Genomic DNA, 18,972 nt, shown 5'->3' on the forward strand with positions numbered 1-18,972 from the left:
TCTCATGCGGTCAGTTGCCTCCCAGCTCACCATCCATAAGCTCGAAGTCTTCTGCATAGTCGCAGAGCTGAAGAGCGTTTCGCGGGCGGCTGAGCGTCTGAACATTGCCCAGCCTGTCGTCTCAGCGCATCTGAAATCGCTTGCGAGTAAGTTAGGAGTCTCACTGACGGAAAGAAACGGCCGACGCATCGCACTGACCGAAGAAGGCCATCGCGTGTACAAGTGGGCTCAGGATGTCGTCATCCGCACTCAAGAGTTCGAACGCGAGATAGCCGATACCCAGCGCGGGCTGGCCGGCAAGGCCAAAATCGGTGCCTCAATGACTCTGGGCTCTTACGTTCTTCCTGGTATTATCGCACCAATCAAACAGCGTTATCCCCAGGGAGAGATATCAGTGCAAGTGACTGACTCGATACTGGTTCCAGATGCGGTGAGACAAGGCGAATGCGACTTTGCTTTTACCATTTTAGATCCACGCCATGATATCGCCGGTCTGGAGGTACAACGGGTGCGGGACGAACGCCTGATCCTCGTGGCATCGAACAGATCCGAGACCAAGGCGAAGAGCGTAGCGCTCGATGAACTCTCAGAACTTCCATTCATCACGGCTCAGTTACGTACTCCTCGTCGTGATATCGAGGAGCGCTTATTAATGGAGTTTGGCGTATCACGCAAACAGATTGTGATGGAATTTGGCCATGCCGAAGCTATAAAGCAAGCAGTGCGCGCTGGTGCGGGTGTTGCCTTCTTGTTTCAGTCTTCGGTTCGAGATGAACTTGCCTCAGGCTCACTGAGGAGACTAGAGACATTGGGTATGGAGCTACGCGTTCCGTTCTACCTGGTTTACCGAAAAAATAAGAATTTGACCAAATTCCAAACCACGATGCTGGACGAAATAAGCCTCGCATTACGCGATTAACCTGCTGATCGCATCGCTTGCACCATCGAGGGCGCGTAGCCCTTAGCCGCTTCGATTTCAAGTACTGCTACGCCGCCACTCTCGACCACCTCCAGAGCATTGCTTATAGCTTTCATCACCGCAGTAGGTGAAGTCAGCAAACCATAGCTTGTCGCGCCGAAGCCTTGAGCTATCGCACTGACATCAATGTCGGGTCCGTTCATCACGATGCCCACATGCTTGTTCTCGACGGGGCGTTCCCGCTCCTTCGCAACCGACTCTTGGTGTACTTCATCGTTATAGAACGAATGGTTATTCACGACGACAATCATTAAGGGGACGCCCTGGTTGACTGCCGTCCAAAGAGCCGAAGCGTTCATCAGAAAGTCGCCATCGCCTAGTACCGCCAGTGGCAAGTGCTTTAAGCCCTCGTCACGCAGGGCTAATGCCGCACCCACCGCCATCCCTGGGCCGGAACCAATGCCGCCACCACCATCATAACCCAGGGAGCCAAACGGATGGGAAACGGGCCAATCCGCGCCGGTCCAGCTGAGTGGAGCGCGTATCAGACAAACAGAGCGCTTATTCACACCTCGGCGTAGGAGCACTGCGATATCCTGCGATGTCATCGTGCCGCCCTTTACTTCGTCCGGCAAGGAAAGCGCAGGTAAGGGAACTGTTTCCTGTGCTTCCAAAGCTTCCACTAGCGCGGCAACAACCTGGTCAGGCTCATTAAGGAAGGCTACATCGGCCGGGGCGGGGGCGCCGCCATCCTTTACCCAGCCGCGATGATTGTGAACGTCGATCGTGGCCGAGATTATTTTTGCCGGCACCGGCCGATCACCAAAAACCGAACGCAATGTCCCACCGAAGTCTAGCCAGTCGAGATTCACTATGATCTCGGCTTCAGCAATTGCCGCCTTGGCTTTCGGATCGGGGAAGTAGCCTGCGTGACCGATATTCGCGCCATGAGCGCTGGGGAAGGTCGCGCCGGTCTTGAAATCTGTCACCACCTGCGCTCCAAGACGCTCAACAAACGCGATGCGGCGCGTCCAATCCGTATAATCATGCGACATGCGCCCCATAAGAACGACGATTTTTTTTGCACCTGACAGCAGCATTGCAGCCTCATTCACCAAATCAGGTACAGGCGCCCCGGTCCGCGGCGCTCCTCGCCGCGATATATCAATTTCGGGCAGCGGCGCATCTAAAGCCTTCTCCTGCAGTGCTGCATCGATATTAATATAGACCGGACCGCGTGGAGCAGTTCCCGCACGGGAAACTCCTTCAACCAATGCATGAAGAGTGGCCGTGACTCCTCCAGGTTGATCATCCCACTTTACAAAATCTCGGATCAGTGAACCCTGATCCTGCGAGGTATGAATCCAGTCGATCCAGGAGCGCCGCTGGGTGGCATCAACTGGACCCGTGGCCCCTAGGACTACCATAGGCACCCGGTCGCACCAAGCATTGTAAATACCCATGGAACCATGCATCAAACCCACATTTGAATGTAGCGCGACTCCCATGGCACGCCCCGTCACCTTAGCGTAACCATGCGCAATGGCAACCGCTGCTTCTTCATGTACACATAACAATAGCCGCGGGTCATTGTGGGTAAAGTTCACTAAGCTATCGTGAAGCCCACGGTAACTTGCGCCAGGATTGAGTGCGATATAGTTAAGCTCAAGACCCTGTAAGGTTTTGGCTATCGCATCCGAACCCCAGCAGGGGACGTCATTATTGGATTTATGGCTCATGATTACCCTCACGACAGCATGATATTGATGGTTTTGGATTCGGTGTAGCTAAGCAGCTCATCGCGCCCTTCCTCTCGACCTACACCACTGGATTTCATACCGCCGAAGGGCACCCCCAAAAAATGCATGCTCGATCCGTTGATCCAGATATGCCCCGACCGGATCCGTCGCGCCATCTTCAACGCTGCGTTAATGTCATGTGTCCAGACAGCAGCAGTTAGGCCATATTCGGTGCTATTGGCCATGGCAACCGCCTCTTCGAAGTCTCTCCAGCGACCTATCGCCATGACAGGGCCAAACACTTCTTGCTGCCAAAGACGCAGCTCCGGCGTCACGTCGGCGTATACTGTGGGTGCTACCCAATACCCCTTGCGAAACTGTTCCCCTTCTGGCCGCCCACCGCCCAGCATTCGGCGCGCGCCATCCGCATCGGCATTTGCGCAATGTGCCAGGATACGCTGCATGTGCAGCTCGGAGTTGACCGGGCCCACATCGGTCTCGTCGCTCAGTGGATCGCCGATGCGCAGCGCGGCGACGCGTTCTACCACTGCCTTGAGTACGCGAACGTATATATCTTCATGCAAGAGCAGCCGGCTAAGCGACCCGCAGGATTGGCCCTGCCAGGAAAAGTTCATGCCGAACACAGCGGCGTCAGCGATCTTCTCGGGATCACAGTCAGGAAATACAATCATTGGGTTCTTACCGCCCAACTCTAGCGTGATGTGCTTGACCGCAACCTCAGCCGCCGACCGCTGAATAGCACGGCCAGTCTCGGGCGAACCGATGAAAGCAATCCGCTTGATACCCAGATGCCGAACGATAGCGTTGCCAACAACAGCGCCGTCACCGGTTACGATGTTAAATACGCCCGGCGGCAGGGTATCCCGGGCGATCTCGGCAAGCACCATCGCCGATAACGGAGACGTCTCGGGCGGCTTTACTATCACTGCGTTGCCTGCCGCCAGCGCCGCGGCGGTACGTGCGACAGCGAACATGATGGGGTGATTGAAAGGCGCAATCCGCGCCACTACCCCATAAGGCTCGTGCATCGTCAGGTGCAGGTTGTCGGAGGTTGCCGGGATGGTGTCGCCCCGTAGATCGGGAGCAAGCCCGGCGTAGTACCGCAAGCTTTCCACAGCGGATGGTACATCGATCATTCGCATCGGCCGGATCGTGTTGCCTGTGTCGCTGACCTCAATTCTTAGGATCTCTTCCGCACGGGCCGCTATAGCGTCGGCGAAGCGATTCATGGCCGCGGCCCGTTCCATCGGTGTCAATGCCGCCCAGGCGGGCCAAGCTTTTTCTGCCGCCTGGACGGCCCGGTCCACATCTTCTGACGAACCGGCTGGCACCCGTCCAATTGGTTCTTCCGTCGCGGGATTAATGGATGTTATCCATTCGCCGGTAACGCTTTCAACAAGCTCACCCCCAATCAACATACGCTCGGCCTCGCAGATACGCTCCATCTTGCTTTCCTCTTGCGTCTCCTTAGATGCAGACAGTAATGCATGGAAGCGCAGCCCACAGTCAAATATATATATCTAGCTATATATATAGCCACTTCGATATATCTGTGAAAAACAAAAACATGCCTACCTGAATAAGGATGTCGACTCATCGAAAACGTGGCCGAGCATAGCGCTAGAAGCGGGGAGGCCCTAACTATTCGTAATCGGGGAAACGATGAGATCTTGGTTATGTCAACTAGAATTAACTTTAATGAGCATAAGCACAAAGGCTAATTGCTAACGAGACATGACATCACAATAATATTGATCACAATAGTGATCAGTAAATACCGATGAGGCCCGCATGCAATTTCATCTCAATGGATTCCAGACCGGCGACCCGACCATCCACGAGCCTGTTAGTGAGCTCGCCAATGCCGACCAGCTACCCAAGGAGGTCGATGTGTTGATTGTCGGCTGTGGACCGGCCGGCTTGACCTTGGCAGCCCAGCTATCGGCCTTCCCCGAGATTCGCACCCGCATCGTCGAGCAGAAGGATGGCCCGATAAAGCTCGGCCAGGCCGACGGCATCGCTTGTCGCACCATGGAGATGTTCAATGCCTTCGGCTTCGTTGAAAAGGTGATGAAGGAGGCCTGCTGGATCAACGAGACGGTGTTCTGGAAGCCGGATGAAGATAACCGCAAGAACATCATGCGCCACGGTCGCATCCAGGACACCGAAGACGGCCTCTCCGAGTTCCCGCATACGGTGCTCAACCAGGCCCGGATCCATGACTTCTATCTGGAGCTAATGCGCAACTCAGCGAGTCGCCTGAAGCCGAACTACTCGCGCCGCGTGGTCGATGTGGTGGTCGATCCCGCCCAGGCCGATGCGGTCACTCTGGGCGCCGAGGCGTACCCGGTGACGGTTAAGCTTGAGCGTACCGATGATGCTCACAAGGGCAACGTGGAAACCGTACGGGCCCGCTATGTGGTGGGCTGTGACGGCGCGCGCAGCGCGGTGCGTCAGTCCCTAGGCCGCGCCCTGCAGGGTGATTCCGCCAACCAAGCCTGGGGCGTGATGGATGTGCTGGCGGTCACCGATTTCCCAGACATCCGCATGAAGGCGGCGATCCACTCCGCTAACGAAGGCAATATCCTGATCATCCCGCGAGAGGGCGGCTACCTGACGCGCCTCTACATCGAACTCGACAAGCTCAAGGAAGACGAGCGTGTCGCCAGCCGCAACATTACCTCCAACCAGCTGGTCACCGCAGCGCAGCGGATCCTGCACCCTTACATCCTGGACGTGAAGGAAATCGCCTGGTGGTCGGTATACGATATCGGCCAGCGTCTATGCGACAAGTTCGACGACGTGCCCCTCGAAGAAGTCGGCAGTCGCGCTCCCCACTTGTTCATCGCCGGCGACGCCTGCCACACCCACAGCCCCAAGGCGGGCCAAGGCATGAATGTCTCGATGCGCGACACCTTCAACCTGGGCTGGAAGATAGCCTCGGTGCTGCAGGGCAAGGCCTCACCGGCGCTGCTGGACACCTATACCACCGAGCGTCAGACCGTGGCCAAGGAGCTGATCGACTTCGACCGAACGTTTGCCAAGATGTTCAGCGCCCCGCCCAAGGGCTCACCCGAGGACAAGGGCGACGGCGTAGATCCCAAGGAATTCCAGAAGTATTTCGTCAAGCAGGGGCGCTTCACCGCCGGCACGGCAATCCAGTACTACCCCTCGCTGATCTCCGCCGAGCCGACCCATCAGCATCTTGCCAAGGGCCTGGAGATCGGGATGCGCTTCCACTCCGCGCCGGTGGTTCGCCTCTCCGATGCCAAGCCCATGCACTTAGGCCACACGGTGAAAGCGGATGGCCGCTGGCGGCTGTTCGCCTTCGCCGACGCCAGCGATCCCGCCGCGCCGGAGTCCGGACTCAGCGGCCTGTGCCGGTTCCTGAGCGACTCCCCTGACTCCCCGGTACGCAAGTACACACCGCCAGGGGATGCCGTTGACTCGATATTTGACCTGCGAGCCATCTGCCAGCAGGGTTTCCGCGAGCTCTCCCTGGATGCCTTCCCCCAGCTGCTGTGGCCGCGCAAGGGACGTTACGGACTGCACGACTACGAGAAGGTCTTTTGCCCCAATCTGAAGAACAAGCAGGACATCTTCGACATGCGCGGCATCGACCGGGAGCAAGGCTGTCTGGTGATCGTGCGTCCCGATCAGCACATCGCAAATGTGCTGCCGCTGGAGGCCCATGAAGAGCTGGCGGCTTATTTCGCCCGCTTCATGCTGGAGGCAGGCTGACCTATACTCTGCTGGCGGCAGCCTGCCAGGGGCACCGTTCCCGTCAGGCACCTGCTTCGCCGGTGAAACTGGCTGGCCAGTAGTCCCAGAGCCAGAGCCTAAAAGCCGTGACCCGCAGAGGACCATGGCTTGTGTCTTTCATCCATTTCCTTGAGCAGACCGAGAACATGACCGAATCTCCGCTTTCCCAGGCCAACGCTCTGCCCGGCAACCTGCTTCGGCGCTGCCATCAGATCAGCGTGGCGATCTTCCTGCGCAAGTGCGAGGCCAACAATCTCACCCAGCTGCAGTACATAATCCTCTCCGCCTTGGACGAGATGGGCTCGCTGGACCAGATCACTCTCGGCGGCTTCACGGCGCTCGATCGCAACACCGTAGCGATTGTGGTGAAAAAGCTCGAGGAGCGCGGCTTGGTCGATCGACGCCGCAGCCCCGAGGATCGCCGCTCGATGCTGGTCACCATCACCGAGGCTGGCAAGGCATTGCGCGTAGAGGCCGAGCCCGCCGTGATCCAGGCCCAGGAGGATATCCTCGCCCCGCTGAACGAGGAGGAACGCGAGCAGGTCTGCGGCCTTTTGCAGCGCTTGGCCGATGAAAACAATGCCCTAAGCCGGGTGCCTATCCGCCGCGCCGGTTGACCCGGCGAAACGCCAGGCAACTATCCAAAAAAGCAAAGAGCCAGCGCATTGCGCTGGCTCTTTGTACTGGGTCGAATCGTGTGCTACCGATCAGAGGCCATAGCTTTGGGTAAGAAATGTCTTGTGCTGACGATACGACCTCTCGGTCATCCGCTCCAACAGTCGGTAGGCGCTCAGTCCGATGCGCTTGAGCAGGGGAACGCTGGCTTCGGTGACGGGATGAGAAAACGCTTGAGTTGTCATATCGATTGCAACCTGTCAGGTCGTGGGAAAACTCCATTCTACACACGTTTTAGACTTTAGTCGAACCAGTGTACCTTTGGTCGCAAGCATGCCCGCCAAGCCTCGCCGAGGAGACACTACCGACGAAGAAGCAGATAGGAAGTCCATGTCCACCGTTACCACACCATCCGTGCCTAGGGCATGCCAGGCTCCTGATAAAGACGAGCGAAGCCGCTGGCGTTGCTCACATGGTTAGGGTAGAGCCTTTGTTTCCAGGCGATGGTGTCGTTGACTGAGAAAACCCGATCGATATCTCCATGGGATATCAGCACTTTACGACCTGCCGCCCGAAAATAAGACAGACCGGAGCTTTCTAAGCTAGGCAATAACCCCCGCGCGAGGCGGGGTATAAAGACGAAGAAGCCGCTTATCGAAGCTCAGAAATCGAAGAATACTGTTTCGCCTTCGCCCTGCAGCTTGATGTCGAAGCAGTAACCTACTTTGCCGTCCTCTTCCTCACGCTTGGTGACCAGCGCCTGCGGGCGCGGCCGGTCTGTCCGCGGTCGTCACCGCCGCCTACCATGGCCTGAAGGCCGTAGTTTAACACCGTCAACGGAGACGTCTTCCGCTGGCGCCGCATGTGGTTCGAGTTTGGCGAATATTTCGGCCTCAAGGTGGCGGACTGCCCTCAGACGCCATAGCCGCTGACGCGGAATCGACCTAACGCGAGATTGCCAAGAAGCATGACCTTATAGAGCCGGACGTGGGCAAACTGGCTTCTTAGTAGCACAACGACGCCGATCTAGGTCCCGGTAAGGAGCGTCAACCACGCCACCAAGTCCCGCGCCTTTGGTGTCGATCATCTCCGCGAGACACGCGGCGCTTTTTTGACCTGTTCGATCCCATAACGAGCAGTGGCCTCCTAGCCGAACCGATAATTCGGTGCGGGCCGCCGCCCTGCTCTTCCAGTTATTCCTTGGTGTGGGAGCAGTAAACCCCCTAGCCCATGCAGACATAGCCACTCAGGCCTTCCTACGGCGCAATCAACCACACCATCATGCGTACCACCAGGCGCGGAGTGTAAAACTCGCTGCTTTCTTGCTTCCAGTATAATGACGAAGTCTGAGTACGGCTTGTTTGCCGTCCTTCCGATGCCGGAACACCCGACGGTCGACATGCTGTGCGGGATATTCCTAGCGCTATCGCCATGGATCTTCGGCTTTGCCGATCAGATTTTTCCTCCTCATTTTCACTACGGGATATTTGAGATCACTACCAACCTGATCACCCAGAAAATGCCATCCAACGAGAGTGCCGCTACCCATAAGCCGTAGCCTCTGTAAAACTCATGGAGACTGTCGACGTGCCGCTTGAATGGTCAGTTCCCTGGGCGGGTTTGTATAGGGTGGTTTCGTTACGATCTGGTGGCGCTTACCGCACTGCTGGTTTTGGTGATGCTGGGGCGGGCCGATAGTTGCCGATACTCGCAAAAAATAAAAAATCCTTACATGCCGGAGCCGCCCTGTTGGGCAGCACCGGCGTTGCGTTCCTGAGTTCAAAGATACCCCATCTCCGCAAACGACTTACCCCCTCTCTGCCCACCACAACATGATCAATCACTCGAATATCCATCAGCCCCAGCGCCTCTTTGAGTCGCTCGGTTATTTTCCTATCTGAATCACTAGGTTCGGGGTCACCGCTAGGGTGGTTGTGTACCAAAATTACGGCAGCAGCGTTGTAAGCAAGGGCTGCCTTCAGTACTTCACGCGGATAGACGCTTGCGGCGTCAATGGTGCCAAGAAACAGCTCTTCAAAGCGGATGACTCTGTGCTGACTATCGAGGAAGAGAACACTAAACACCTCGTGCTCGTAATCTTGAAGCAGTAACTGCAGGTACTCGAATGCCTGCGAAGGCTGCGTGATCTTGCGGCCTTTAGCGAGTTTGCGTCGCGCGAAGCGCTTGGCCATGATGATGATATCGGTTTCGGTCACTGGCGAGGTAACGTGATAGGTGCCCGCCACTTCACCGGCTTTCAGCTTGGCGTGTGTCATGGTTGTCTCCAAAAAATAAAAAATGCCGGGGTGGTGGCCCCGGCATCTATGTCGTTAGATAGCGTGTTGAATATTGTGGTATGGGTTTCGTCACGCAGCCATCACTTGGCTCAAACGTCGCTCCATTTCTTCATGGAATGCTTCGACCCGTTCAGCAATGGTGCGAATCATGATGTCGTCACGGTAAGCGCGCTTAATAAACAGCGGCATACCCGGCCAATAGCTAACAAAATCGATCCATTCGCGTTCGCTGACCCATAGGCCGCCCTGGCATTGAGGTATGTGTTCATCGGGTATTTCTCCATTCAGCAGCACTTCGATTTGGAACTTAGGTAGCTTGGTTTTGATTTCTAGCAGGCCGTTAGCGCCTACCAGGCTGTCTGGCGAGTAGCCCACCTCGTGATTAAGGATCAAGCCCACTTCTTGGGGCTGGGGTTCGCCGGTGGCATCGCAGTAAAGCGCACGTGCCACGCCTTCCAGCTCATGACCACGACGGGTATGCGCGTTACCTTGAAACGGCTCGGCCAGCTCGCCGGTAATGCGTTCGCCGATCAACTGGTGCATGTAGGTAATGGCCCCGGCACCCAATCCACCAGGGCCTTTGCCTTTAATCAGCAATGCCTTGAGCTCCGACATGGTGACGCGCCCTAAGCGCGCCGCCAGCCACTCAGAGGAGCCTTGCGGCATATTGAGTATCTGCATGGATGCCTCCTTTACTCAGGCAGGGTTGGTACGCCGTTTACTTAACGGCTCGCTTGGAGAGGGATGCCCGAAGCTTGTCGAAGTCGCTATGCGGCACTTGCACGGCTGAGCCGTACTTGCCAATAAACCACTCCTGGGTCGTCGCGGGGCATTGGCTGATCAGTCGTTGGATTTGACCTGCCTGGAACGCGGTGACTGTCTTGATGGCTTCCTTGGTACTGGCGTTGCCATTATCGTCCTGGCCGCGTGTGGTGATGTTGAGTAGTGCAGAAAGGACATAGCGCTTGCCGTAGCTGGTAGATGAGCCAAACGCCTGCACAGCGTTCTTGTTACCGCTCATATCGGCAGGCAGCAGCATGCTGGTCTCTTCACGGTGGCCATCCTTGTGCATCAGTACACCGGTCACCTCGATACCGCGCTCCTGTGTCCTAATACGAAAGCTCACTGCAAAACCGTGTTTCTGCATAATGGGGCGCACGGTATCGACAATATCCTCCAAGGTGGCATAGCAGCCGTTATTGGTTTGCCCGCGCTCTTCAATGCTGGGGAGTTCGGTCTGCATGGCTGCCATGGCCGCGCTATAGGCCATCATGGCCTGGCGATCCATCACCCGTTCCTGCATCTGTAGCAAGCGCTCCATCTTGTCGATATCGACATCCGGGTTGAGTGCAGCGCGCTCTATCACCTGGATAATGGCCGTGCTCTCAGTGAGGTGGGGAGTAGGTTCTGCAGGAACAGCTTGTAGTGAAGTGGATGCAGATGACTCTTGATTTACCACATTAGTTTTGGTGGCCATGGCAAGGCTCCTTCAATAGAGGCTTAAAAATCGGCGGGAAGCTCGCTGGGAGGGACTGGGTATAGATGCAGCTCGGTGCGATACAGCTGTCCTTTTGCCATCACGTAGGTCTCGGTAAAGGTTTGTTCCTGGGTAAGCAGCCGTTCCGTCAGTTGGGTTAATGCGATATCTAAATCGAGGTTAAGAGAGACCATGGTGTGCTCCACGTAAAAGCAAAAAGCCCAGCCTGTTAGGGGCTGGGCTTATCGCGCTATCCAATGAGGGGTAAGACAAAAACTAAGAAAATTAGCAGTAAAATGATGAGAAACAGCATGTCAGCTCACCAGGGCAAGAGCCGTTTGCAATGCCTCTTGCTTCAGCTGAGCCCCTTTGCCAAACCACGCTGAATCCAGGCGAGTATCGTTGCTGCGCGCACGCTTGTCGTGATCCACGTACTCGGTAACGGCATTAAGCAAGCCCCAAGCGGTATCTTTGGCCGTGTCAAGGTGAGAACCACGGCCTTCGCCGTGGTAGAGCTTCTGTACCTTGTTGAGTGCCCGGTAGTTAGGCAGCTTGGAAGGGTCATCTATCGGCTTATCGATACCGCAGAGCACCGACTGAAAATACTGCTGAGCCTCGCGGTGGTCGATTTTGCGTTCGGCTAATGCCTTCATGCGGTACATGAAGTCGTTCCACTGGGAAACAGAAATACCCAGCTGGCTTTTTACTGCACGGGGATCGAACTCCGACCGGTGGGGTACCTTCACTGCTTGCGACGTGCCATCTACTGCAATCTGCAGTGTGTTGTTACACACCACACGCACCGTGGTGGGTGTCGCCATGGTGGCCAAGGTGCCATCACAGGACGTTGCCAACAACAGGTAGTCGTTGACCTCATCTTGGCCTTTCAGCGAAGTGCTTAAGCCACTGCGTGCCAAGGCCCAGAACTTACGACCACCTTTCAGCACACCCGCAGTTTCCAGTTCATACCCGGCGTACTCCGTCAGGTCGCGGTAAAACTCCAGAATCTCCTCGGGCTGCACCACCTTATAGCGCTGAGACACGACCGATAGCGGCGCCTTGGTATCCGAGCGGTAGAGTACTTTCTGTTCAGGGAACGAGTGGATGCTGCCTAGGTGGCTGGCACCCTCGGCAATAAAGCGCACCGGGGCTTCTTCAATATGCCAGTTCATTCCGGCCTGTTGCTGCCAGACCTCTAACGGTTGCTGATGGGATAGCTGTTGCCCCAGGCCATGCCACGGGGTTGCGCCGACGTAAGCCATTTGTTCAACGAGATGTGCCATGGTGAAAACTCCTAGCAATAAAAAAAGCGCTGACGTTAATCGCCAGCGCTTTATGGTTGGAATGTAAGGGATTGGGCTGCTTTAGGGAGGATGCGTTAACGGGGTGGTTAGAAGGCGCTGTGTGATTGCCGGAAGGCATGTCCGCACGATACGCACAGCCAGGGCGTTCCTTCACCGGGTGGCGACTTCTGTGTGAAGAACACCGTTGCGACACGCGAGCCAGCCTGACTACCGGAAACAGCCCCAATCACGGCAGCGGGCAGTTTGGCTAACGGGAAGCGTGAGGTAGCCATCGATAAAGGGGACGTTGGGTGATAGGACGCACGCCACGCACCAATGGCACCGCCCACAAGGCTGCTGCCCACCGTGCCGATGCGTTGGGCGGTTTCAAGGTTAAGCGTGCAAGCGGCTGCACAGTTGAGGCAAGGCGGGGACATAAACAACACTCCTATAGGCGTCAAAGTGATCCCGTGTGCAGGATTCATAGGAGTGATATAGATCTGTATTTTTTTCGCTTTGTCCTTTTTCGCCCGCGAATTTGTGACCATGGGTGCGTCATTAAACAATCATTGCAGGTTCAGCCTGGTAGGCCTCGTGAAGCACATCCATGAACTGATTTGCTTCTGGAACGATATTTGACCCAATGGCGGTTATCATGACGCCGGGTGTCCAGGAATTCATTATCGCGGCACCGGAGAAACCCGCCACATCGCGGAATTTGATTTCTTCATGACGCTGGGGCACACCTAAGCGCCTCAGCTGGCGCTGAACTATTCCCATCATCGTCCCGGTCAGGATTTCTGCACGGGGCCAAACAACCGAATGTCCATCCCAAAATACGAGGTTCCAAATTGTCGCCTCACTTAACCTTCCGCGACGATCAACGAATGCTGCATCATTGAAGCCCTGTTCTACAGCTCGGTGTAGGTAGTATGTCTTGGCACCCTCGCCGACGTGCTTAATCTCCGCCAAGTGCCTTTCATGTTCCACGACACTAAGCCGCACCGGACCTGAGGGACCGTCATATGGCAAGTCAGCTCGGACAAGGATGCTCGGCTCCACTCCCATGCTCTTGGCGGTGAACTCACCTTCTTGAGAGTAGATTGTGACGGTAAGTGACTTATCCGCTGAACCTTCGGCGATCGCTAGCCGAATGCTACGGAGCACTTTCTCGTCAGGCAGCGCCATGCCAAACAACGTGATTGAAGCTTCTCTGAGACGCGTCAGGTGTAGATCCAATCCCTTGACCTTTCGATCTCGGACTTGCATTGCGGTAAAATGCGCGAACCCCGAGAAGGCTAGCGGCACTAGGTCACTAGTGCTTGCTGGTTCACCGTTGATAAGTGTCGAGTAAGTAGCGGCTTGAACAGACATCGCTTTGCTCCTGCGGTTGTGACTGGGAGTATGCAGTCTAGAGTCTAACAGCGCTGTCAGAGTCAAGAGGGCATATGAAAATAGGCGAACTATCCAAGCGCTGCGATGTGAGTATTCGAATGCTCCGTTATTACGAAGCTGAAGGCCTCCTGAAGCCGCGACGAACGGAAAGCGGTTATCGCGACTATGATCCGGTCGACGAGCGGACCGTCGAGAGAATCAAACTTCTGGGCTCTGCCGGGATGACGCTCGCTACGATCAAGCAGTTCTCCCCTTGCATGCGAGGAGAGGATCATATCCTTGAACCATGCGATGAGCTTCGCACTACACTGCATGACCAGATCCATCTCATCGATCAGAAGGCCGAGAAGCTGATGCGAAGCCGGAAGGTGCTTGAGATGTTTCTGTTGGAAATAGATTCCTGACCTTAGACAGCACAGTTGGAGTCCCTACCAACTGTGCATGATAGTTAGTTTCCCCTGGCCTGAAGGTCTGCCTTAGGCCATTTTCTGCCTGTTGTCTCTTTTACGTGAATGTTAGCCCGATGGTAGGTCAGGGATCGTAAACTGGACTCGTTGGCGATCTCTTTCTTTTCAGAAGCTATAGCCATACTGGCTGGGTATGAAAAGCACCCGAGGCTGAGCAAAGCTCCCGTCCCCATTGATTTTCTATTCCACATAAATGGCGATATGTCCCATCGGTTGACCAGGGTGTTAAGTGAGTTTTCACCACATATTGAAATCTACTCCATTGACGAAAGCTTTGTCGGCTTCTAGGGGTTTGACCCCGATATGCTAGAAGCGCGAGGGCAATCAATGCGTGAAATCGTTCGACAGTGAACAGGCACTCCCGTGTGGGTGGCGTTTGCACCGCCCCGCGTATTGGCCAAAGTGGCGAACCAAGCGGCTAAAAAACATCCCGCCTACAAGCAACACGGGGTGTGTAAGTTAACCGCCGAGAGTGAAGCGACCAAGGCACTGCTAAAGCAATTGCCGGTGACAGATCTGTAGGGCGTGGCACGCCGTACCGGTGAACGCCTGAGAGTGATGGGTATTGAGACCGCATGGGAGCTACGTGAAGCTGACCCTAAGCACATTAGGCAGCGCTTTAGTGTGGTACAGGAACGCATCGTATGGGAGCTGCGCGGGCAGTCCGCCATCCAGCTTGATGACATGAGTCTACCCAAGCAACAGATCATGGTGTCGCGCTCGTTCGGTAGGCTAACCAGCAATCCCCACGACCTGCGCGAAGCCTTAAGACAGCACGCCGCCAGGGCAGCTGAAAAGCTGCGCCAACAGCAAAGCGTTACTAGCGCCGTCATGGTATTTGTACGCACGAATCCATTTCGTACCGACCTACCGCAATATCAGCAGCGTGTAGTCGTATCCCTCGAAAGGCACACCGATGATAGCCGGGACATCATCGCAGCGACGGTACAAGGCCTGCGGCGTCTCTGACGCAAGGGCTATGCCTACCATAAAGCAGGTCTCATGTTGCTTGATCTCTCCCCCAAGTCAAACCGACAGCTTACCCTCACTGAAACCCCGCAAACCGATGAAGAGGCTAAGCGCAGCGAACGCCTGATGGGGACGATGGACAAGCTAAATCGCGAGTTGGGAAAGGGAACGGTACAGCTGGGTCTACCTCGTAAAGGCAATGCCTGGGCGCTGCGCAGTGAGCGACGCACACCGCTATACACTACCCAGTGGAACGAGCTATTGATCGTTAGGTAAGCCTTACACGCTTTTATGGTGCTGGTCATGCTAGGGCAGTGTTATTTAAGAAAGAAAATACTGGCGGGTATGATTATCTGAGCACATGCCGAGTTTAAAAAGCTCTTGGTTATCTTATTGAAAAAATGGATTTACTTTTTAATGAAAAGGGTGTCTCTCAGAGTAGTTATGATCTGTAAGCAGCCCGCTTACCATGCGGGTGTGGGCACTTAGTGGGAATGCCTATCAGGTACCTTTTGATGGCGGTAATACTATTATACCTTTTTTTAAGGTTAGTAATATTATCCATGAAGGAGGCCTAAAAGCCGACGACCTTTCTTCAAGGCGATAACCATAGTGACCTTATAAGCCATCCTCACATCCTCATGGCAAAGCAGCTAAGTTGTCATTTACTGCTAAGCAAGGCGTGCTTGTAACACGCCTATTGGTTACCCCTGCGGAACCCACCATACAGCATTTAACCGATAAATTACTGCTCGCATGATGCTCACATTCGCCTGCTAGGGCACTTACTGTTTCGCTAAAGATAACTGCGTCTGCTAACGCGGTATCACTTCAGCGTTTTCTATCTATTCCATGGTCACACTTTTGCTATGGGTAATCACACGGTCTCCATGCCGTGGGTATTCCTGTGCGTGAGTGTTAGGAGTTTGATAATGAACCTCATTATACCGAACGTAGGTCAACGCCGTCGTAAACGTCACCAAGATAACCCCGCTTTAAAGCTATTCTGGGAGTTTGAATACCACTATATGATGGTGCAAACGCAGAAAGGGCCCTTAATCGAAAACTACCTGGAGACTTTGCTTAGAGTAATGAACCAAGCACGCCAGGACTGTAGTCGATTATTCGCTGTACGTATCGACTTACGCTTTCCTGTAGAGGACTACACTGGCTATATAGGCCTTGATAATGCATATATCCGCAACTTCCTGGATTTTTTGCAATGGGAGCTAAATGTTGCAGATAATACAAAACCACACAAAATGCGCTATGTATGGTGCCTTGAGCAGGTTACGAGCAGTCATCACCATTACCATCTAGTATTACTTTTTAATGGTAATGCCTATAACTGGCTGGGATGTATGAAGAAAAGTTCCGATGGCTACTACAGCTACGACAACCTATACCATCGCCTAGTCAGGGCGTGGGCATTTGCTATCAAATGGCCTCAAGAGTGCATGGATCTACTGGTAAGGGTTCCCAAAAAGCACGACAAAACGTTGGCCACATGGGATTTCAAAAGCGATGACCAAACGGCATTTGCCGACTTGTTTTACGCTGCAAGCTACTTGTGCAAAGCGTATTCGAAACCTATCGGTCAGGGTGTGCATTGCTTTGATGAAAGCCAGCGATAGCACGGGGTAGCCACCGGCCTTCTTAGAACGCCTGTGAGGCGTTACCACTACTTTCGTAGAGTGGCCCTACACTCCTCTCTAGTCAGCGCTCAGCACGTCCATTTAGGGATTATCAGCGTAGAAAAGAAGAGCCTTAACAAGAAATCAAGCGCTCATGATGAGACCTACTTGGCAGTCATTAGAGTGGTTTAAAATTTTCATGCGCTTTTCCTGTTGTTTTACCCAACAACCCCACCTTGAAAGGCCCTCACTCCTAGGTAAGCGCCCTTGAGTGGCCTTTAGATAAGATTAATGACCTTGTTCACATTTCTCATGACTCGAAAGTCTAAAAGCCGATGGAGTATTGTCTACAGCGAAATGACGCAAATTCATTGGCAACGATTTTCTACTCGGCTAGTTACCTGTGCTAAGCGCCCACTAAAACTCGTGCGGCCATGCGTCCAGGAGCAAACATTTATAGTAAATTTTACTTAACAAAATAACACACTCTTAGGACACATATGGCGTTACCTAAAAAAATTAATTAAGACTAAAGTATATATACATCAAGAGGTCTATTTGGCGATGTGTAAAACTTAGTAGGAACATGAAAGTGGATACTGAAACGGTCTAGGCTGCAACTATCGCTACAGCGGTAGCGGGAATGGCAGCCTGTTGACGTTAACACCGTGATAACAACTATTTTTCCCTATGAAAAACAAAAAAAAGTCAACCCCTCTACCTAATTTAAAAATGGCGTTTAGTTAGGCAGTCGTTACCGAGCAAACGATGGGGCAAGGTTCGCATATCGGCATTGGGCCGATCCGTTTAGCTCTATAGGGAAACGACGATGAGAATACCGACCACCAGCCGTTACAGTGATATAACACCGACTCACTCAGGGATGTACCCTAACGGCTACCCCTCTGTGAACAGTGCTTCCACAAGTGGCTATCAGCAGCTGTTGCCGCTACCAGGCGAATGGCGAACTGTCGTGCCAGAATCATCACTCCTGTGGAACGCTGTTCAACAGCTCAGTTTCAATGAGCAAGTAGAGCCTGAAATGCCGCTAGCTATCATCCTCGCTGCTACGGCGATCGCGGCTCAGGGTCTTTATAATGTCCATCTGCCCAACCATAAAACGCGCCCGCTGTCTCTCAATATCAAAGTGGTTGCAGCGTCTAATGAGCGTAAATCCTCAAGCTATAACCATGTCATGTCGATCATCCATGAGGTAGAGGCCGATTATCAGCGTCAATACGTTAAGTTGGTTGCCGACTACAATGCGGAAATAAAGGTGCTCAATGCGGAAGAAAAAGCCATTCTAAAAGCCATTGAGAAAGCAACAAAGCAAGGCCAAAGCACAGCAGCGCTGAACATAAAGCTTAAGGAACATCGTGAAGTTGAGCATAATCCACCACGTCTTTTTCAATTACTGTATCAAGATGTCACACCAGAGGCGTACCTTGAGGGGCTTTCCCGCGACCTTCCGTCGGGGGGGATCATTACTGATGAGGGTCACGACACCTACAAGGGAGCTCTAATGCGACGCATGGGGTTGCTTAACAACCTATCTGATGGTGAATGGGTGCGGACATCTCGCGTATCACGTGAAACGACCCGGTTGGCCCCCAGCCAGGGCGTCAGATCTTCAGCACTGTGGCTGACGCAGCCGGCTCCCTTAGAAGAATTCCTGGAGCGTCACGGAGAGATGGCACGTGCGACAGGTACCTTGGGACGTTGGATTATATGCGCTCCTCGTCCACGCCAAGGCGGTCGTTTACTCCTGCACGACCAGCAGTATGATTGGTCTCACTGGGAAGCGCTCAAGGCCCGTATCAAAGACTTAGTAAAGGCCAACCGTGTCCTGACGTTGCTACCAGATAGTCCACGTGAATGTCTACAGCTTAGCGAAGCAGCCGCACGTGATTGGGTACAGCTCCATAATGAGTGCGAACAGCAATGCCAACCGGGGGGAAGGTTCGAGCATTGTTTGGATCATGGTGGCAAACTCCCCGAGATCATGGGTCGTGTAGCGGGTCTACTGCACTTGATTGAGGGGGGTGAAGGGGATATTCAGCGAGAGACGGTATTGATGGCAGCGGATATAGTCTGTGCCTTTTCGGATCACTTTCAGCGCGTTTTCCTACCACCCCCGCAGCCGATCCAAGATGCTGAACAACTTGATCAGTGGCTTGATCAGCTACGTAACCAGAACCTCCAGGTGGTACGCCATAACTTTGTTCGTCAATGCGGTCCTAATCGGCTACGCCAAAAACACCGGCTGGAGGCAGCCCTTGAGATATTGATTGCCCAGAACCGTATCGTGCCTCTTTACCATGGCAGAACGCGCTACCTGAACCTGAAGCCCCATCTGCAGATATTTCTTCCTGGTGGCACCCACTAATGGACAGA

Annotated in this window: 19 protein-coding genes; 10 read left to right on the forward strand and 9 right to left on the reverse strand. The window is 54.2% G+C overall.

Going from position 1 to position 18,972, the window contains the following annotated elements; all coding sequences use genetic code 11:
* Positions 1-4 precede the first annotated feature (4 nt).
* Positions 5-919, forward strand: coding sequence for a LysR family transcriptional regulator (locus tag K7H09_RS03450; RefSeq protein WP_230803578.1), 915 nt, complete (start codon positions 5-7; stop codon positions 917-919).
* Here K7H09_RS03450 and K7H09_RS03455 read toward each other — a convergent pair.
* Together K7H09_RS03455 and K7H09_RS03460 are read right to left on the reverse strand one after the other, a co-directional pair.
* Positions 916-2,658 carry a thiamine pyrophosphate-dependent enzyme gene (locus K7H09_RS03455; protein WP_230803580.1) on the reverse strand — a complete coding sequence of 581 codons (1,743 nt, stop codon included), beginning with the start codon at positions 2,656-2,658 and terminating at the stop codon, positions 916-918. The two genes, K7H09_RS03450 and K7H09_RS03455, sit on opposite strands and share 4 nt — an antisense overlap.
* An 8-nt stretch (positions 2,659-2,666) precedes the next feature.
* A complete protein-coding gene (locus tag K7H09_RS03460; RefSeq protein WP_230803589.1) occupies positions 2,667-4,124 on the reverse strand; it encodes an aldehyde dehydrogenase family protein in 1,458 nt (485 codons plus the stop codon).
* Positions 4,125-4,470: 346 nt separating this feature from the next.
* Between K7H09_RS03460 and K7H09_RS03465 the strand changes: the two genes are divergently transcribed.
* The 3 genes from K7H09_RS03465 (at position 4,471) to K7H09_RS03480 (ending at position 8,614) form a co-directional block, all read left to right on the forward strand.
* Positions 4,471-6,420 (forward strand): FAD-binding monooxygenase, encoded by a 1,950-nt coding sequence (locus K7H09_RS03465; RefSeq protein WP_230803591.1) that lies wholly within the window; start codon positions 4,471-4,473, stop codon positions 6,418-6,420.
* 131 nt (positions 6,421-6,551) lie between these two features.
* Positions 6,552-7,058: a MarR family winged helix-turn-helix transcriptional regulator gene (locus K7H09_RS03470; protein ID WP_230803594.1), complete on the forward strand. Its 507-nt coding sequence runs from the start codon at positions 6,552-6,554 to the stop codon at positions 7,056-7,058.
* A 1,334-nt stretch (positions 7,059-8,392) separates the two neighbouring features.
* Positions 8,393-8,614, forward strand: coding sequence for an SPW repeat protein (locus tag K7H09_RS03480; protein ID WP_230803597.1), 222 nt, complete (start codon positions 8,393-8,395; stop codon positions 8,612-8,614).
* 97 nt (positions 8,615-8,711) lie between these two features.
* On the opposite strand, the gene radC is transcribed toward K7H09_RS03480, so the two are convergent.
* The 7 genes from radC to K7H09_RS03515 form a co-directional block, all read right to left on the reverse strand.
* Positions 8,712-9,332, reverse strand: a complete 621-nt coding sequence (gene radC / locus K7H09_RS03485) for a RadC family protein (RefSeq protein WP_442908114.1) — start codon at positions 9,330-9,332, stop codon at positions 8,712-8,714.
* 90 nt (positions 9,333-9,422) lie between these two features.
* Complete coding sequence (locus tag K7H09_RS03490) at positions 9,423-10,034, reverse strand: lambda exonuclease family protein (RefSeq protein ID WP_230803599.1); 612 nt, start codon at positions 10,032-10,034, stop codon at positions 9,423-9,425.
* Between the two features lie 37 nt (positions 10,035-10,071).
* Entirely contained in the window at positions 10,072-10,830 is a 759-nt protein-coding gene (locus K7H09_RS03495; RefSeq protein ID WP_230803601.1) for an ERF family protein, read from the reverse strand.
* A gap of 23 nt (positions 10,831-10,853) precedes the next feature.
* Positions 10,854-11,024 (reverse strand): hypothetical protein, encoded by a 171-nt coding sequence (locus K7H09_RS03500; RefSeq protein WP_230803603.1) that lies wholly within the window; start codon positions 11,022-11,024, stop codon positions 10,854-10,856.
* Positions 11,025-11,144: 120 nt separating this feature from the next.
* Positions 11,145-12,113, reverse strand: coding sequence for a DUF932 domain-containing protein (locus K7H09_RS03505; RefSeq protein WP_230803605.1), 969 nt, complete (start codon positions 12,111-12,113; stop codon positions 11,145-11,147).
* A gap of 107 nt (positions 12,114-12,220) precedes the next feature.
* On the reverse strand, positions 12,221-12,550 hold the full coding sequence (locus tag K7H09_RS03510) for a hypothetical protein (RefSeq protein ID WP_230803607.1): 330 nt from the start codon (positions 12,548-12,550) through the stop codon (positions 12,221-12,223).
* A 121-nt stretch (positions 12,551-12,671) separates the two neighbouring features.
* A complete protein-coding gene (locus tag K7H09_RS03515) occupies positions 12,672-13,487 on the reverse strand; it encodes an aminotransferase class IV family protein (RefSeq protein ID WP_230803609.1) in 816 nt (271 codons plus the stop codon).
* A gap of 74 nt (positions 13,488-13,561) precedes the next feature.
* Here K7H09_RS03515 and K7H09_RS03520 point away from each other — a divergent pair, with 74 nt between their 5' ends.
* From K7H09_RS03520 to K7H09_RS03545, 6 genes are all read left to right on the forward strand, one after another.
* Positions 13,562-13,912 carry a MerR family transcriptional regulator gene (locus K7H09_RS03520; RefSeq protein ID WP_230803612.1) on the forward strand — a complete coding sequence of 117 codons (351 nt, stop codon included), beginning with the start codon at positions 13,562-13,564 and terminating at the stop codon, positions 13,910-13,912.
* Between the two features lie 426 nt (positions 13,913-14,338).
* Entirely contained in the window at positions 14,339-14,497 is a 159-nt protein-coding gene (locus tag K7H09_RS03525) for a hypothetical protein (protein ID WP_230803615.1), read from the forward strand.
* 3 nt (positions 14,498-14,500) lie between these two features.
* Complete coding sequence (locus K7H09_RS24525; protein WP_230803618.1) at positions 14,501-14,944, forward strand: DinB/UmuC family translesion DNA polymerase; 444 nt, start codon at positions 14,501-14,503, stop codon at positions 14,942-14,944.
* Between the two features lie 33 nt (positions 14,945-14,977).
* Positions 14,978-15,220 (forward strand): DUF4113 domain-containing protein, encoded by a 243-nt coding sequence (locus tag K7H09_RS03535; RefSeq protein ID WP_230803620.1) that lies wholly within the window; start codon positions 14,978-14,980, stop codon positions 15,218-15,220.
* Positions 15,221-15,876: 656 nt separating this feature from the next.
* Positions 15,877-16,578: a YagK/YfjJ domain-containing protein gene (locus tag K7H09_RS03540; protein ID WP_230803623.1), complete on the forward strand. Its 702-nt coding sequence runs from the start codon at positions 15,877-15,879 to the stop codon at positions 16,576-16,578.
* Between the two features lie 829 nt (positions 16,579-17,407).
* Positions 17,408-18,964: a YfjI family protein gene (locus K7H09_RS03545; RefSeq protein ID WP_230803627.1), complete on the forward strand. Its 1,557-nt coding sequence runs from the start codon at positions 17,408-17,410 to the stop codon at positions 18,962-18,964.
* Positions 18,965-18,972: the final 8 nt, after the last annotated feature.

Source organism: Halomonas sp. IOP_14 (genome assembly GCF_021021315.1).
Classification (GTDB): Bacteria; Pseudomonadota; Gammaproteobacteria; order Pseudomonadales; family Halomonadaceae; genus Vreelandella; species Vreelandella titanicae.